Origin of the sequence: Tsukamurella conjunctivitidis (assembly GCF_007858475.1) — a bacterium.
GTDB classification, from domain to species: domain Bacteria; phylum Actinomycetota; class Actinomycetes; order Mycobacteriales; family Mycobacteriaceae; genus Tsukamurella; species Tsukamurella conjunctivitidis.
In genome coordinates this window covers 1-16,214 of sequence record NZ_VIGX01000004.1, presented here as the reverse complement: position 1 = coordinate 16,214, position 16,214 = coordinate 1, and the positions used below count along the sequence as shown (strand labels likewise).

The window sequence follows — 16,214 nt, the reverse complement described above, 5'->3', positions numbered from 1 at the left end:
GAAGTGACCGGACTCCTCGCGGCACTGCCGCTGATCCCCCTCGCCGGAGCGGCCGTGCTGCTGCTCGGCGGCCGCCGCACGAACCACTGGGGACACCTGTTCGGGACCGCGGTCGCGGCGCTCTCCTTCGTGGTCGCGGCGGTCGCCTTCGGGCTGCTGCTGGCCCGTGATCCGGCGGACCGGTCGGTGGGTACCGTGCTCTACCACTGGTTCTCGGGCGGCGACCTCTCGGTGGACCTGGCGTTCCGGCTGGACCAGCTCTCGGTGTGCTTCGCGCTGCTCATCACGGGCGTGGGCACGCTGATCCACGTCTACTCGATCGGCTACATGGCGGCGGACCCAGCCCGCCGGCGGTTCTTCGGCTACCTCAATCTGTTCCTCGGCGCGATGTTGGTACTGGTGCTGGCCGACGATCTGGTGGTGCTCTACCTCGGTTGGGAGGGCGTGGGGCTCGCTTCCTACCTGCTCATCGGCTTCTGGCAGCACAAGCCCTCGGCCGCGACGGCTGCACGGAAGGCGTTCATCGTCAACCGGGTCGGCGACATGGGGCTGGCCCTCGCCGTCGCGGTCACCCTGACGACGTTCGGCACCACCACGTTCGGCGAGTTCCTGCCGCGCGCCGGCGAGGCCGGCGAGGGCGTGCTCACCTGGCTGGGCCTGCTCCTACTCCTCGCCGCCTGCGCGAAATCCGCACAGGTCCCACTCCAGAGCTGGCTGGGCGACGCGATGGAGGGACCCACCCCGGTCTCGGCCCTCATCCACGCCGCGACGATGGTCACCGCGGGCGTCTACCTCATCGTGCGCACCGGCCCGGTCTTCGAAGCGGCGCCGGTGGCACAGGGCTTCGTGCTCGCCGTCGGCGCGGTGACGCTGCTCTTCGGCGCCGTGATCGGTTGCGCGAAGGACGACATCAAGAAGGCCCTCGCCGCGTCGACGATGAGCCAGATCGGCTACATGGTGCTCGCCGCGGGCCTCGGTCCCGCCGGCTACGCGCTGGCGATCGCGCACCTGCTGGCGCACGGCTGCTTCAAGGCCGGCCTGTTCCTCGGCGCGGGCTCGGTGATGCACGGGATGAACGACGAGACCGACATGCGCCGGTACGGCGGCCTGGCGAAACTCATGCCGGTCACCGCAGTCACCTTCGGCCTCGGGTACCTCGCGATCATCGGCGTCCCACCGCTATCGGGCTTCTTCACCAAGGACGGGATCATCGAGACGGCGCTCGGGCGCGGCGGATTCTGGGGCGTCGTGCTGGGCGGCGCCGCGATCCTCGGCGCGGGGATCACCGGCTTCTACATGACGAGGGTGATGGTGCTGACGTTCTTCGGCGCGCCCCGCTGGCGCGAGGGCACGCATCCGCACGAGTCGCCGCGGGTGATGACGGCGCCCATGATCGTGCTGGCGCTGGGCAGCGTCGGCGCGGGCGCGCTCCTGGTGATCGGCGGCACGCTGTCCGACTTCCTGGCCCCCGCCGTCGGATCCGCGCCCGAGGCGCACCACGCGATCCCCGCCTGGGCGGTCACGATCCTGGTCCTGGGGGCCGTGGCGATCGGCGTGGCGGTGGCGGTCCGCACCACGCGGACGGTGCCCGTGGAGGCACCGTCGGCGGTGAGCGCGCTGACCCGTGCGGCCCGGAAGGACCTGTACGGCGACGCCCTCAACGAGGCCGTCTTCATGCGCCCCGGGCAGGCCGCCACCGAGGCGTTGCTCGTGGCCGAGCGCACGGGCATCGACGGGGCGATCGACGCGATCCCCGCGGGCGTGCACCTCGGTTCGCTCCTGTTGCGGCGCTCGCAGACCGGGTACGCCCGCAGCTACGCACTGACCATGCTGGCCGGGACGGCGGTGCTCATCGGCGCCGCGGCGGTGTGGCTCTCATGAGCGGGCCCTGGCTGACGCTGCTGTGGGCGGCGCCCGCGGTGGGTGCCGTCGCGGCGGCCGCGGCGCCGCGCGCGGCGCGGTGGATCGGACTGGCGGCCTCGTTCGTCGCGTTGGTGATCGGCATCGGGCTGGCGTGCGCCTTCGACCCCGCGGGCGGCTTCCAGTTCGTCGAATCGCATTCGTGGATACCGTCGTTCGGGGCGGGTTACCGCCTGGGGCTCGACGGCACGGGGCTCGTGCTGGTGCTGCTCACCGCGGCGCTGCTGCCGGTCCTGCTGCTCGCCGCGTGGCGCGAGACCTCGCCCGACAGTGAACGGGCGGGTACGTACGTCGCTCTCACGCTGGCGGTCGAGGCGATGGTGCTGGTCAGCTTCGTCGCCACCGACGTCCTGCTGTTCTACCTCGTCTTCGAGGCCATGCTGATCCCGCTGTACTTCCTGCTGGCAGGGTTCGGCGGCACCGGCAGCGAATCGACGGTCCGCGCGCACGCGGCGGTGAAGTTCCTGCTGTACAACCTCGCCGGCGGGCTCGTGATGCTCGCGGCCGTGGTCGCGCTGTACGCCGCCTCCGGCACCTTCGACCTGCGCGCCCTGCTCGACGGCGCGCGGCCCGGCCCCGGGGTCGCGCAGGACCTGATGTTCCTGGGCTTCCTGTTCGCCTTCGCGGTGAAGGCCCCGCTGTGGCCGCTGCACACCTGGCTGCCCGGCGCTGCGGTGCAGACGAATCCGCCGACGGCCGTGCTGATGATGGCGATCGTCGACAAGGTGGGCACGTTCGCGATGCTGCGCTACTGCTTGACCCTGTTCCCGGACGCGGCCGCCAGGTTCGCACCGTGGGTCGCGGCGCTGGCCGTGATCGGGATCGTCTACGGCGCGATCCTCGCGATCGGGCAGTCCGACGTGATGTCGCTCATCGCGTACACGTCGATCAGCCACTTCGGCTTCATCATCCTGGGCGTCTTCGCCCGCACGGGCGATTCGCAGGCCGGATCCGTGCTGTACATGGTCAATCACGGCGTGGCGACGGCCGCGCTGTTCCTCGTCGCCGGAGTCCTGGTAGCGCGCCGCGGGAGCCGCAGGATCGGCGACTTCGGCGGCGTCTGGTCGCGGGCCCCGAAGCTGGGCGCGGTGTTCCTCATCGCCGGGCTCGCGACCCTGTCGCTGCCCGGCCTCGGCCCCTTCGTCTCGGAGTTGCTGGTGGTGGTCGGTACCTACCCGCGGTGGGCGATCGCGGCGATCGTCTCCGTGGTGGCGCTCGTGCTGTCCGCGATGTACGTGCTGTGGACCTACCAGCGGATGTTCACCGGCCCGGTGCCGGACGGTGTGGAGCGCACCTTCGGCGCCGGGAGCGGAGGGAGCGGGCCCGGTGATTCCGCCGATGCGCGGCCGCGCGAGTTGCTCGTGCTGGTGCCGCTGGTCGTGGCCCTGTTCGTGCTCGGCTTCTTCCCGGGCCCCGCGCTGGACGCGATCAATCCGTCGGTCTCCCCCACGGTCGCGGAGGTCGCGCGATGACCCCGTCGGCACTCGGCCCGCTCGCTGCGCTCCCGGCGCCGTCGATCGAGTACGCGCGGATCGCTCCCGCGATCATCGTCTTCGCGGCGGCGATCGCCGGGGTGCTGGTGGAGTCCTTCGCGCCCGCCGGGATCCGGGCGAAGGTGCACGCGGTGCTGGGCGGCGGCGCGATCGTCGCGGCCCTGGTCGCGGTGGCGGTGCTCGCGGACACCGGGGCCCGCCCCCGCGCGGTGCTCGCGGGGTCGATCGCCGACGACGGGCCCTCCCTCGCGCTGCAGGGGCTGCTCCTGATCTCGACGCTGCCGGCCTTGGCGTTGATGGTCGCGCGCTACGACTCGCTGACGCACACCGAGGCGGTCCCGCTGACGCTGTTCGCGCTCGGCGGCATGCTGGCCTTCGTCTCGGCGCAGGACTGGCTGACACTGTTCGTCGCCCTCGAGGTCTTCTCCCTGCCGTTGTACCTGCTGTGCGCGCTGGCCAAACGTCGTGGGCTGCTGCCCCTCGAGGCGGCGCTGAAGTACTTCCTACTGGGAGCGTTCAGCTCGGCGATCCTCCTGTTCGGCGTCGCCCTGCGCTTCGCGGCGACGGGCTCCACATCGATCGCGGCGGTCCCGCAGGACGCGGTCTTCGGCACCGTCGGCGCGGCGTTGATCGGCGTCGGCCTGCTGTTCAAGGTGGGCGCCGTGCCCTTCCACTCGTGGGTGCCCGACGTCTACCAGGGCGCACCGACGCCGGTCACCGCGTTCATGGCGGCGGCCACCAAGATCGCGGCCTTCGGCGTGATCGTGCGGCTCACGCTCGTCGCGTTCCGGGACGTGCCCTGGCGCCCGGTCGTCGCCGCCGTCGCCGTGGTCACCGTCGTCGTCGGGTCCGTCATCGCGGTCACGCAGTCCGACGTCAAGCGCCTCCTTGCCTACTCCGCGATCGCGCACACCGGCTTCCTGCTCATCGCTGTCTTCGCGGGAACGGTCCGCGGGACCGGCGCGGTCTGCTTCTACCTGGCCGTCTACGGGATCAGCACGGTCGGCGCGTTCGCGGTCGCGTCCGCCGTCCGGGAGGCGCGACCGGACGGGACCAGTGCGGAGGTGCCCGAGTTGGAGCGGTGGGCCGGGCTCGGCCGGTCGCGGCCGCTGCTGGCGGGTTCGATGGCCCTGTTCCTGTTGTCCTTCGCCGGGATCCCGCTGACCGGCGGGTTCGCCGGCAAGTTCGCGGTCTTCGCGGCCGCGGCGCAGCGTGGCGGCGGGTGGCTCGTCGCGGTGGGCGTCCTCGCCAGCGCACTCGCCGCCGTCTTCTACATCCGCGTGCTGATGACCATGTACTTCGCGCCGGCGCACGAGTTCGCGCCCGACGTGCCGCGGGTGGATCCGCTCACCGGTTTCGCCATCGCGCTGGGCGTGGTGGCGGTGGTCGCGCTGGGCGTCTTCCCGCAGCCGCTGCTGGACCTGTTCGCCGATCTCACGGTGTTCACCGGCAGGTAAGTAGAATCGTCACCCATGAGTGACAAGCCGCTTCCGTTCAGCAACGGCCTGCAGTTGAAGTCGATGGGCGCAGTCCTGCTGCTGGTGCTCGGCGTGCTGATCTGGCGGCTCACCGACGCGACGACGACCACGGCGCGCGTGCTGTACGTCGCCGCCATCGTCTTCGAGCTGCTGTTCTTCGTCGGGCTCGTCTTCGCCAGCCGGTTCATCAAGAACCAGCACGACAAGGCCGAGGCCGCGTACCGGGCTCAGGTGGCCGCCCAGGCCGAGGCCTCCCGCAAGCCCGCGGAACCCGCCGGGGGCGACGGTGCCGCGCCCGACCCGACGGACACGCCGTGACCACGTCGTCCAAGCCGCGGCGGGAGGGCACGCCGGTCCGCAAGCGGATGACGGCCGCCGAGCGCCGCAATCAGCTGGTGAACACCGCCCGGTCGGTCTTCGCCGATCGCGGCTACGAGGCGGCGACCATCGAGGAGGTCGCGGCGAAGGCCGGTGTCTCCAAACCCGTGGTCTACGAGCACTTCGGCGGCAAGGAGGGGCTGTACGCGGTGGTCGTGGACCGCGAGATGGAGATGGTGCTCGAGGTCTTCTCCCGCGCCATGCTCGAGGACCGGTCGAAGACCCGCATCGAGCAGATCGCACTGGCGCTGCTCACCTACGTCGAGGAACGGGCCGACGGCTTCCGGATCCTCACCCGGAACAGCTCCGTCGAGCACTCCGGGGGCTACTCGACGCTGCTCAACGACCTCGTCGGGCAGGTCGAGAGCCATCTGGAGGGCGAGTTCTCCACCAAGAACCTCGACCCCGGTCTGGCCCCGCTCTACGCCCAGGCCCTGGTCGGCATGGTCGCCATGACCGCGCAGTGGTGGCTCGAAGTGCGCGACCCGCCCAAGGAGGCCGTGGCCGCCCACATCGTGAACCTCTCCTGGTACGGCCTCATCGGTCTCAAGGAGAACCCCGTCGCCATCGAGCCGAGCCAATTGGGCGAGCCCGACGAGGAGTAGTCCACCGCGCTCCCACGGGCCCGGCGTCACAGAGGTGTCAGCGCTGCTCGCTGATCAGCACCGCGCGTGTACCGGCGACGAGCGCCTCGAAGACGTGGGGCGCGTCTCCCGGGTAGGTGATGAAGTCTCCGGGCGCCAGCGTCACGGGGCGATCGGCGGGGCCCACCAGCGCCTCGCCGCTGCACAGCAGCACGTGCTCGACAGTGCCGGTGACGTGCGCCGCCGAATCGCGGCGCGACCCCGGAGCTGCGTCGATGCGGTAGACGTCCCGCCGTACGGACGGGGGCGATGCGGTGAGCAGCGTCGCCGCGTAGTCCGCGGAATCCGAAGGGACCGTCGCACCCTCGTCGGACCGGACCACCGTGACCTCGACCTCCCCGCCGCCGAGCAGCCGGGCGAACGGGACACCCAGGGCGGTGGCCAGCGCCCACAACGTCTCCACGCTGGGGTTCCCGGTCCCCGCTTCGAGCTGTGACAGCGTCGATTTGGCTATCCCCGCTCGACGGGCGAGTTCGGCCATGCTCCAGCCCGCGCTCGCCCGCTCGCGCTGGATCCCGGACGCGATGGCCATGATCGGGACACTCGACATGTTCGCTACACACTCCTATCGTTCGTCTTGACGAACGCCTTCGTCTTCGTTCATTCTATTGGACATGCGTACGGAGTGGCGAACGAAGCGGGCTGATCCGCTGCTCCGACCTGCGGCCCTCCTCGCCGTCGCGGTCGGGTGCATCGGTATCGCGTACGGGGCACAGACGGTGGCCGGCGGCCTGCCATGGTGGTTCGCGCCGCTGCTCGGCACCCTCGTCCTGGCCGGATCCGCCGAGATGCTCTTCGTCGGTCTGATCGCCGCCGGTGGCACGCCGGTCGTGGCATTCGCGGCCGCCGCACTGGTCAACGCGCGACACCTGGCGTACGGCCTGGCAGCGGCGCCCTACGTCGGCTCCGGCGCCGCGCGACTGCTCCGGATCCATCTCGTCAACGACGAATCGATCGCCCTGGCTCTCGCCCAACCCGACGTCGAATCAGGCAGGCGCGGAATGACATACGCCGGCGCGGGCATCATGCTCGCGTGGCCGCTGGGTGCCGCCGCGGGCGCGGCCGTCGGGTCCGTCATCGCCCCGGCGGCGCTGGGCCTCGACGCGGTGTTCCCGGCGGTCCTCCTCGCGCTGCTCGTCCCCGCGTTGCGCGAGAAGTCCACCCGGACGATGCTCCTCCTCGCGATCCTGTTCGCACTTGTCGCCGTGCCGTGGGCACCCGCAGGCTTGGCCCCGATCCTCGCCCTGCTGGCCGTGCCGGCCCTACGCCTGTTCGGGGTTCGGCCGTGACCGCCGTGGTGTGGGCCGGCATCGCCCTCGCGGTGGCCACGTTCGCCATGCGGGCGGCCGGACCCGTGTTCGCCGGTCGATTCGACCTGTCCGACAGGGCGCGGCGGACCGTCGACCTGTGCGCCCTCGCTCTGCTGGCGGGCGTGATGGCGACGACCGCCATCGCCGACGGACGGGAGTTCGGCGGGCTAGCCCGCATCACCGGAGTCGCCGTCGCCGGGCTCCTGGCGTGGCGACGATGCTCTCTGCCGCTGGTGATCGTCGCCGCCGGCGGCGCCACCGCGCTGCTCCGCCTCGCCGGCGTCCCCTGACTAGCGGGGGCCCGCTCCGAGCGGCGCCCCCACGAGCGAGGCGAGGATGGTGCCGATCGCCTGGCCGAAGGTGCCGATCGCCGCGGGCTCGAGGCCGCTGCTGAAGACGTTGCGGATGTCGCAGCCGGACGGCGCCGGGCCCGTGGAGTTCATCCGGTCCTTGAGCCAGTTGAACGCGGCGCCCGCCCCGGTCACGACGACGGTGCCGTGCGTCGTCATCACCTGCGGCACCGGGTTCGGCGGGAACTCCTCGCGGCGGTACGTCACCGAGGCGCCGCCCTTGCAGTACGAATTCACCAGCTTGTCGGTGCCCGTGATCGGCGCGACCTCCTCGGTGATGCCGTTGTACACGTACGCGGGCACCGTGGGAACCCGGCCGCTCACGCCGCGCTCCCGGATGGTCTTGGCGATCACGGGGATCCGCAGCACCTCGTCGACGGGCTTGGACAGCAGCCGGTTGTAGTCGAACCACAGGTTCGCCACGACGTTCTGCGGCATGCAGTGCCGTCGCGTCTCGTTGACACGGGCGCGCCCCTCGGGCGTGAGCACCTTGTCGAGCGCGACGCGGAACTCCTCGGAGTCCTTGCCGAGCGCGGACAGCGCGAGGGGGATCAGGCCGGCGAGGAGCGAGGTGTTCACCGACTTCAGCGAGGCCTCGAGGTCGCGCTCCGGGGCGCCGAAGGCCGCCCCGCGGATGTTCAACTCGGGCGCATAGGTCGGCTGCTCCTCGATGGTCCAGCTGCTGGCGATCGCGCCGCCCGAATAGCCCCACAGCGTGACGGGCGTCTTCGTGTTCAGCCCGAGGCGGGAGAAGTTCTCCACCGCGCGGATGCCGTCGAGCACGGCCCAGCCGGGCTGCCGGGGCGTGAGGAAGCGGTCCTCGCCGCCGCCGTGGTCGGGCATCGCGACGGCCCAACCCTCCTGCAGGCCGAGCCCGGCGAAGAGCAGCTCGGCGCCGGGCATGCCGAAGGTGAGCGGCCCCTCCTTCGCGGTGAGGTCGATCGGTCCGCCCTTCGTGGTGGCGTAGGAGGACTGGCAGATCCGCAGGGTCGAGTCGGCGGCCGCCTGGTAGGACAGCAACTTGGTGGGCTTCTTGCCGCGCGGCACCATCACCGTGGTCACGCTCAGGTCCGGCTCGCCGTTCATCCCGGTGGTCCGGTAGGCGAGCTGCCAGGCGTCGACGTTCATCGGCATGAACTGCAGCGACCGGATCGACGTCGTCCGGGTGCGCACGATCTCACCCGGCTTCTTCGAGGCGAGGTCGGCCGGCCGGTCGTAGAAGGAGTCCGCGGGCGGGGAGGGCTCGACGATGGGCGGGAGCGCCTGCGCACTCGGGGCCGTGACCATCCCCGTCGCGATCACGACGATCGCGCCGATCAGCGCCGCGAGGGTGCGCGATCCCATCCGGAACGCTGATGTTTCATTCACCATAAGCAAGGAACTTAAGGTGACCTCCGTCACCTGTCAAGACCTCGAAGGCGCGGGTCACGGCGCCGTCGACCGCGCCCCGCCACAGACTTCCCTAGCGGGGCGCCCGCCTCCCCAGGTCCATGGACCTGGGGAATGCACGGCGCGCCACGGCGCCGCACGCCCCGCTAGGGAGGGTCGCCGACAGGCGGGCGCTCAGTGCAGCAGGCCCAGCACGACGGCGACGAGCACGAGCTTGAGGAGCCAATCACCGGCGTGGATCGCGGCGGTCTGCCACGGAACGCGCTCCCAGATGATCGATCCGGTCAGCAGGACCACGGGGAACGCGACCCACAGCACGAGGGCGAGCGCGAGGGAGCCGGGCAGCGAGAGCGTTCCGGATCGGTCCGCGATCCAGGCGAATCCCGCCGCGACCACGGCCGTGCGGACGAGCTCGGCGACGACCTTCGCCGGCCCCGGCCGCCCGCGGTCGAGTGCGCGGTCACCCAGCGCCCGCTGCTCCACCGGGGCGAGAGCCACGTAATAGGTCGAGCTGAGCACGAAAGCCGCGACGGCGGCGACGACGATACCTACGACGATCATGGCGTCCTCCTTTAGTACTAATGAGTACTCTACGATCACCTTCAAGTACTGTCCAGTACTATTTCGGTATGGACAGCGCGTCAGAGGCACCCCGACCCCGCGGCCGGCCCGGCGGCAGCAGCGGCGCCGACCTGCTCGCCCTGGCCCGCGACCTGTTCCTCGACCGGGGCTTCGCCGGCACCACGATGGACGCGGTGGCCGCCGCCGCCCGGACCTCGAAGCAGACGCTCTACCGGCAGTACCCGTCGAAGGACGAGCTGTACGCGGCGGTGGTCCGGGACTGGGTGGACCGCGGTCGCGACGCGATGCGCCCGCACCTCGACGCGCTCATGGCCGCGGACGACGCCGGGCGCGGGCTGCGCGCACTCGCCCGCACGCTGCAGGCCGGCGTACTCAGCGCCCCGGTCCTGCGGATGCGTACCCTCGTCGCCGCCGAGGCGCACCGCTTCCCCGACGTGGCCGACGACTACGTACGACGCAGCTGGGACCGCAACCAGGCCCTCCTCGCCGACGCGCTCGCCCATCTCGCCGACCGGGGCCTGCTCGACCTCGACAGCCCTGCCACCGCGGCCGAGCAGTTCACGTGGCTCGCGCTCGCCGCGCCGCTCAACCGGCTCACTCTGACGGGCGGCCGGACGGGCTGTACGCAGGAGGAATCCGACGCCGTCGCCGACGAGGCGGTGGCGACCTTCCTGGCCCGCTACGCGCCGTCGAGCTCCGGCTCCTGAGCGGCGCTCGGGCCCGTCGGCACGTGTCGGACCGCGCCAATACACTGGATCGGTGCCTGACGCCGCCCCCGTATCCGTCCCCGCCCTCTCCGGACTGACCAGGGCGGTCGCCGCCGATCCCGATGTCGCGACCTTCGCCGAGGCGGCGGGCAGGCCCGAGCTCACGGTCACCGCGGTCGACGGTGCGCGTCCCTTCCTCGTCTCAGCGCTCGCCGACCGCGCGCCCGTCCTCGTCGTCACCGCCACCGGACGCGAGGCGGACGACCTGACCTCCGAGCTCCGGGAGATGCTGGGCGACGGTGCCGTCGCCCAGTTCCCCAGCTGGGAGACGCTCCCGCACGAGAGGCTCTCCCCCGGCGCCGATACCGTCGGCCGGCGCCTGCAGGTGCTGCGCCGCCTCGCGCGCCCCGAGGACGCGCAGTACGGCGAGCCGCTCCGCGCCGTCGTGGCCACGGTCCGGTCCCTGGTCCAGCCCATGGCCCCCGGGCTCGGCGACGCCCCGTCGATCACACTGCGCGAGGGCGTGGAGCACGACTTCGACCACCTCATCGAGACCCTCGTGGAGCTCGCCTACACCCGCGTCGACATGGTGGGCAAGCGCGGCGAGTTCGCCGTGCGCGGCGGCATCCTCGACGTCTTCCCCACCACGACCGATCTGCCCGTGCGCGTGGAGTTCTGGGGTGACGAGATCACCGACCTCCGCGCCTTCTCGGTCGCCGACCAGCGCTCGCAGCCCGAGGTCGAGGTCGCAACGGTGCACGTCTACCCCTGCCGCGAGCTGCTGCTCACGGCGGAGGTCCGCGAGCGCGCGGCGGCACTGAAGGTCGAGCACGAGTCCGACGCCGCCCTGGTCGAGATGCTGGAGAAGCTCTCCCAGGGCATCCCCGTCGAGGGCATGGAAGCGCTGATCCCGGCGCTCATCCCGGGCGAGCTGCAGCTGCTCACCGACGTGCTGCCCGCCGGTGCGCACACCCTGCTCCTCGACCCCGAGAAGATCCGCACCCGCGCAGCGGATCTCGGGCGCACCGGGCAGGAGTTCCTCGAAGCGTCGTGGACCGCGGCAGCCCTCGGCTCGGCCGCACCGCTGGACCCCTCGGGAATGAACTTGGGCGCCAGCGCTTATCGTGCGCTCGAGGACGTACGAGCCTCCGTCGTCGACCACGGCCGGCCGTGGTGGACCGTCTCCCCGCTCGCGACGGGGCCCGACGAGGGCCCGGACCACCTCACCGTCCGCGCCGAACACGCGCCGGCGCCACGGGGTTCCGAGGCCGAGGCGGAAAAGCTCTTCGCCACCCTCCGCGCACACGTCGCATCCGGCGGCACCGGCGTGATCGTGGTCGCCGGACAGGGAACCCGCGCCCGCATCCTCGAGCGGCTGCGCGACGCGGAGGTCCCCGCCAGCGAACTGGACGCGGGCGCCGCACCCAGGACGGGCACCGTCGGCGTCCTGCGCGGCAGCCTGCAGACCGGCCTGACGGTGCCCGCGGAGAAGCTCGTGCTGCTCGCCGAGCCGGACCTCACCGGCAACCGCGTCGCGGGCGTCGGCGACGGGCGTCGCCTTCCGGCCAAGCGCCGCAACCAGGTCGACCCGCTCGCGCTGACCGCCGGCGATCTGGTGGTGCACGACGAGCACGGCATCGGCAAGTTCGTGGAGATGATCGAGCGCACCGTGGCGGGCGCCCGCCGCGAGTACCTGGTCATCGAGTACGCACCGGGCAAGCGCGGCCAGCCGGGCGACAAGCTCTTCGTGCCGATGGAATCCCTCGACCAGCTCTCCCGCTACGTCGGCGGCGAGATGCCCGCCCTGTCGAAGATGGGCGGCAGCGACTGGCAGAACACCAAGCGCAAGGCGCGCAAGGCCGTCCGTGAGATCGCCGGCGAACTGGTGCAGCTGTACGCGGCGCGCAACGCCGCGCCGGGCCACGCCTTCGCGCCCGACTCCCCCTGGCAGCGCGAGATGGAGGACGCCTTCCCGTTCACCGAGACCGTCGACCAGATGACGGTGATCGGCGACGTGAAGGCCGACATGGAGAAGGCCGTCCCGATGGACCGCGTCGTCATCGGCGACGTGGGCTACGGCAAGACGGAGATCGCGGTCCGCGCAGCGTTCAAGGCGGTGCAGGACGGCAAGCAGGTCGCCGTGCTCGTGCCCACCACGCTGCTCGCGCAACAGCATCTGAAGACCTTCGAGGAGCGGATGCAGGGCTTCCCCGTCACGGTCAAGGGGCTCTCCCGGTTCACCGACAAGTTCGAGACGCAGGCCGTGCTCGAGGGACTCGCCGACGGCAGCGTCGACGTGGTCGTGGGTACGCACCGCCTGCTGCAGACCGGCGTGCGGTGGAAGGACCTCGGACTGGTCGTCGTCGACGAGGAACAGCGTTTCGGCGTCGAGCACAAGGAGCACATCAAGGCGCTGCGCACCAACGTGGACGTGTTGACCATGAGCGCGACCCCGATCCCCCGCACGCTCGAGATGAGCATGGCGGGCATCCGCGAGATGTCCACCATCCTGACTCCGCCCGAGGAGCGCCACCCCGTACTCACCTATGTGGGCGCCTACGACGACAAACAGGTGGCGGCCGCCATCCGCCGCGAGCTGCTGCGCGACGGCCAGGTCTTCTACGTGCACAACCGGGTCAGCTCGATCGACCGGGCCGCCAAGCACATCCGCGACATGGTGCCCGAGGCGCGCGTGGTGGTCGCGCACGGCCAGATGGGTGAGGAGGCGCTGGAGAGCACCGTGCAGGGCTTCTGGAACCGTGAGTTCGACGTCCTCGTGTGCACCACGATCGTTGAGACGGGCCTGGACATCTCGAACGCGAACACCCTCATCGTCGAGCGGGCCGAGAACCTCGGCCTGTCCCAGCTGCACCAGCTCCGCGGGCGCGTGGGCCGCTCCCGTGAGCGCGGCTACGCCTACTTCCTGTACCCGTCGGAGAAGCCGCTCACCGAGACGGCCTACGACCGGTTGGCGACGATCGCCCAGAACAACGACCTCGGCGCCGGCATGGCCGTCGCGATGAAGGATCTCGAGATCCGCGGCGCCGGCAATGTCCTCGGCGCCGAGCAGTCCGGCCACGTCGCGGGCGTCGGCTTCGACCTGTACGTGCGGCTCGTCGGCGAGGCAGTGGAGGCCTACCGGGCCGCCGCCGACGGCAAGCCCATCACCGTGCCCGAGGAGCAGAAGGAGGTGCGCATCGACCTGCCCGTGGACGCGCACATCCCGCCCGACTACGTGACCAGCGATCGGCTGCGACTGGAGGCGTACCGCAAACTGGCAGCGGCGCATGACGACTCGGCCGTCGCCGAAGTCCTCACCGAGCTCACCGACCGCTACGGCCCACCGCCGGTGGAGGTGGAGCGGCTCGCGGCGATCGCACGGCTCCGCTCGCTGGCACGGAACGCCGGCGTCACCGAGATCACCGTGACCGGTACCAACCTGCGGATCGCTCCGATGGAACTGCTCGACTCCCAGCAGATGCGGCTCAAGCGGCTCTACCCCGGCGGCTCGTACCGCGCCGCCACCCGCACGATCACCTTCCCGCTCCCGCGGGTCGGCGGCGGTGGCGTGGGCAGCGAGCGCGTCCGCGACATCGAGGTGCTGCAGGCCGTCGCCGACTTCCTCGCCGCGATGGACGGCAAGGGCGCGGGGTACTGGCGGCTCGATCAGCCGCCTCGTGCCGTCGCGGCGACGGAGGCACCGTGACCGAGACGAGCGGCTCCGCCGCGCGGGCGCGGGGCACCGTCGTCGTGCTCAACCCCGCGCTGCCCACGCTGCTCCCCGTGGCGGCGCTCGAACGGCTCACCGGCCCCGTCTTCTACACCGAGGAACTGCCGGTACGGCTCGCGTGGCACCTCCCCGACGGGCACGCCGTGCTCGGCACCGAGGCCCCCGCGGGCGCGACGCTGCTCACCTCCGACGAGGCGCACCCCGCGGCGGTCGCACTGCGGGCGGCCGGCGCCGACGTGATCGCGGCGCCCCGGCCCGCCGGGCTGGCCGTGCTCGACACCGTCGCCCTGATCGACCGGCTGCGGCGCGAGGGTCCGTGGGAATCGGAGCAGACGCACGCGAGCCTCCTGCGGTACCTGGTGGAGGAGACCTACGAGGTCGCGGACGCGGTGGGAGCGCTCGAGGCCGCCGACGCCGGCGCCGCGGCCGCCGCCGAGCTGCGGAGCGAGCTCGGCGACCTGCTGCTGCAGGTCGTCTTCCACGCCCGGATCGCCGAGGACGGCCCCTATCCCTTCGATGTCGATGACGTGGCCCGCACGCTCTCCGCCAAGGTGCGCCGCCGCACGCCGCATCTCGCCGACGGTGCCGAGGTCGACGTGGCGACGCAGGCCGAGAACTGGGAGCGGCAGAAGCGTCTCGAACGCGGCGACCGCGCCTCGGTCCTGGACTCGATCTCCCTCGGCCAGCCGGCGTTGGCGCTGGTGGCGAAGGTCTTCGAGCGCTTGCGCAGCGTCGGCTTCCCGGCCGAGCTGGTCCCGGACGACGTGCGCACCGTCACCGTCGACCCGACGCTGCCCGACGCCGCGTACGAGCTGGACTACCGACGGCGGGTCCTCGCCTTCATGGACCGGGTGCGCGAGGCCGAGGCCGTGATGGCCGACGGCGGGGTAGAATCATGGGTCACCGCCTGGGGCGACCGGCACGCCGGGAACCCCGAGGCACAGCCCGGACGTTGAGATCGCGTCCCCCATTTCCCGCGAGAGAGTTCACGGCACGGTCATGGTCAGTTCCCGCCTGCGCACTGCGGTCGTCGTCGGCGTCGCGTCGACGGTGCTCGCCGGGTGCGGCGCGCTCGAACCGCGCCCCGAGATCCCGCAGGGCATCCCGCCCGGCGCGGGAGCGCCGGTGCCGTTGATCGACGTCAACGGGCCGGGCCGGACGTCCGAGCTGCTGCGCGACTGGGCCACGCCGATCAGCGTGGCCACCGGCATCCCCGTGATCTCGTTGGAGGCGTACGGCAATGCGGCCGAGGCCCTGCGCCAGCGCACGCCGGAGTGCGGCATCGCCTGGACCACCCTTGCGGGCATCGCGTTCATCGAGAGCAAGCACGGCACCTACCACGGCGCGACGGTCGCCCCGAACGGCAAGGTCTCGCCGCCGATCCGCGGCGTGCCGTTGGACGGGACGAACGGTAATCAGGAGATTCTGGCGACCGGCACCGATCCGCACCGGCCGAACGCCAAGTTCGACGCCGCGATGGGCCCGTTCCAGTTCATCCCCGAGACGTGGCAGCGCTTCGGCGTGGACGCCAACGGTGACGGCAAGGCCGATCCGGACAACATCGACGACGCCGCGATGACGGCGGCGCGGTACCTCTGCGTGTCGGGCAAGGACCTGACGACGGCGAAGGGCTGGGAGAAGGCGGTCATGGTCTACAACCAGTCCCGCAAGTACGTCCTGGACGTTCGCGATGCGGCCGCCGCGTACTCGGTGAACGTGCAGCCCTGACGGCTATTCGGCACCGACGCGGCAACGGCTATTCGGCACCGGCGCGGCAGACGTCCAGCTGCGTGCGCAGGTCGGCGCATTCGTCCTCGAGAGTCAGAATGCGCTCGACGCCGGGGAGATTGACGCCCGTCGCGACGAGTTCGGTGATCCGGCGGATGCGCGTGATGTCGTCCTCGCTGTAGCGGCGGGTCCCGCCCGCCGTGCGCTGTGGCCGGATCAGGTGCCGCCGCTCGTAGAGCCGCAGCGTCTGCAGACCGACCTGCGACAGCTCGGACGCGACGGAGATGCTGTACACGCCGAGGTCGGAGCGCACGCGATGTGACTCCGTCATCGCACTCCTCCTTCGTGCCATCGGGCCGCACGTCCTCGCCTGTGCCATGGCTATGTCAAGTTGATCTGGCCCCGGTAGGGCGGTTTCATTCGGCCCCACCTGAGTGGGGCCCTGAGCCGCTAGAGTCCGGGGTGTGGATGGGCGGCCGCGGGTGCGCAGTGTGGTTGCGCCGAC

Annotated in this window: 15 protein-coding genes; 11 read left to right on the top strand and 4 right to left on the bottom strand. The window is 71.5% G+C overall.

The window, feature by feature from the left end; genetic code table 11:
* Positions 1-3: 3 nt before the first annotated feature.
* From nuoL to FK530_RS09060, 5 genes are read left to right on the top strand one after another with little or no spacing between them, the layout of a single operon-like run.
* Positions 4-1,881, top strand: a complete 1,878-nt coding sequence (nuoL, locus tag FK530_RS09080) for an NADH-quinone oxidoreductase subunit L (RefSeq protein ID WP_146486714.1) — start codon at positions 4-6, stop codon at positions 1,879-1,881.
* Positions 1,878-3,392 carry an NADH-quinone oxidoreductase subunit M gene (locus FK530_RS09075; RefSeq protein WP_146486713.1) on the top strand — a complete coding sequence of 505 codons (1,515 nt, stop codon included), beginning with the start codon at positions 1,878-1,880 and terminating at the stop codon, positions 3,390-3,392. The genes nuoL and FK530_RS09075 overlap by 4 nt, the downstream gene beginning before the upstream one ends.
* Positions 3,389-4,870: an NADH-quinone oxidoreductase subunit NuoN gene (nuoN, locus tag FK530_RS09070; RefSeq protein WP_146486712.1), complete on the top strand. Its 1,482-nt coding sequence runs from the start codon at positions 3,389-3,391 to the stop codon at positions 4,868-4,870. The genes FK530_RS09075 and nuoN overlap by 4 nt, the downstream gene beginning before the upstream one ends.
* 15 nt (positions 4,871-4,885) lie before the next feature.
* The gene (locus tag FK530_RS09065; protein WP_146486711.1) at positions 4,886-5,209 is read left to right on the top strand and encodes a hypothetical protein; all 324 of its coding nucleotides are present in this window, start codon (positions 4,886-4,888) and stop codon (positions 5,207-5,209) included.
* Between the two features lie 47 nt (positions 5,210-5,256).
* Positions 5,257-5,874, top strand: coding sequence for a TetR/AcrR family transcriptional regulator (locus FK530_RS09060; RefSeq protein WP_146486987.1), 618 nt, complete (start codon positions 5,257-5,259; stop codon positions 5,872-5,874).
* A 37-nt stretch (positions 5,875-5,911) separates the two neighbouring features.
* Here FK530_RS09060 and FK530_RS09055 read toward each other — a convergent pair whose 3' ends face one another.
* The gene (locus FK530_RS09055) at positions 5,912-6,445 is read right to left on the bottom strand and encodes a helix-turn-helix domain-containing protein (RefSeq protein ID WP_231706563.1); all 534 of its coding nucleotides are present in this window, start codon (positions 6,443-6,445) and stop codon (positions 5,912-5,914) included.
* An 82-nt stretch (positions 6,446-6,527) separates the two neighbouring features.
* On the opposite strand from FK530_RS09055, the gene FK530_RS09050 reads away from it, so the two are divergent.
* Both FK530_RS09050 and FK530_RS09045 read left to right on the top strand, forming a co-directional pair.
* Positions 6,528-7,202 carry an AzlC family ABC transporter permease gene (locus FK530_RS09050; RefSeq protein ID WP_166443273.1) on the top strand — a complete coding sequence of 225 codons (675 nt, stop codon included), beginning with the start codon at positions 6,528-6,530 and terminating at the stop codon, positions 7,200-7,202.
* On the top strand, positions 7,199-7,513 hold the full coding sequence (locus FK530_RS09045) for an AzlD domain-containing protein (protein WP_146486708.1): 315 nt from the start codon (positions 7,199-7,201) through the stop codon (positions 7,511-7,513). The genes FK530_RS09050 and FK530_RS09045 overlap by 4 nt, the downstream gene beginning before the upstream one ends.
* On the opposite strand, the gene FK530_RS09040 is transcribed toward FK530_RS09045, so the two are convergent.
* Positions 7,514-8,917, bottom strand: coding sequence for a lipase family protein (locus FK530_RS09040; protein ID WP_191834075.1), 1,404 nt, complete (start codon positions 8,915-8,917; stop codon positions 7,514-7,516).
* A gap of 219 nt (positions 8,918-9,136) precedes the next feature.
* Positions 9,137-9,523 carry a DUF1761 domain-containing protein gene (locus FK530_RS09035; protein ID WP_146486706.1) on the bottom strand — a complete coding sequence of 129 codons (387 nt, stop codon included), beginning with the start codon at positions 9,521-9,523 and terminating at the stop codon, positions 9,137-9,139.
* Between the two features lie 68 nt (positions 9,524-9,591).
* Between FK530_RS09035 and FK530_RS09030 the strand changes: the two genes are divergently transcribed.
* From FK530_RS09030 to FK530_RS09015, 4 genes are read left to right on the top strand one after another with little or no spacing between them, the layout of a single operon-like run.
* On the top strand, positions 9,592-10,251 hold the full coding sequence (locus FK530_RS09030) for a TetR/AcrR family transcriptional regulator (RefSeq protein ID WP_146486705.1): 660 nt from the start codon (positions 9,592-9,594) through the stop codon (positions 10,249-10,251).
* A 52-nt stretch (positions 10,252-10,303) separates the two neighbouring features.
* Entirely contained in the window at positions 10,304-13,957 is a 3,654-nt protein-coding gene (gene mfd / locus FK530_RS09025; RefSeq protein WP_146486704.1) for a transcription-repair coupling factor, read from the top strand.
* The gene (locus FK530_RS09020) at positions 13,954-14,937 is read left to right on the top strand and encodes a nucleoside triphosphate pyrophosphohydrolase (RefSeq protein WP_146486703.1); all 984 of its coding nucleotides are present in this window, start codon (positions 13,954-13,956) and stop codon (positions 14,935-14,937) included. Before mfd ends, FK530_RS09020 begins: the two co-directional genes overlap by 4 nt.
* Before the next feature lie 43 nt (positions 14,938-14,980).
* On the top strand, positions 14,981-15,709 hold the full coding sequence (locus FK530_RS09015; RefSeq protein ID WP_146486702.1) for a lytic transglycosylase domain-containing protein: 729 nt from the start codon (positions 14,981-14,983) through the stop codon (positions 15,707-15,709).
* A 28-nt stretch (positions 15,710-15,737) separates the two neighbouring features.
* On the opposite strand, the gene FK530_RS09010 is transcribed toward FK530_RS09015, so the two are convergent.
* A complete protein-coding gene (locus FK530_RS09010) occupies positions 15,738-16,040 on the bottom strand; it encodes a MerR family transcriptional regulator (protein WP_146486701.1) in 303 nt (100 codons plus the stop codon).
* Positions 16,041-16,214 lie beyond the last annotated feature (174 nt).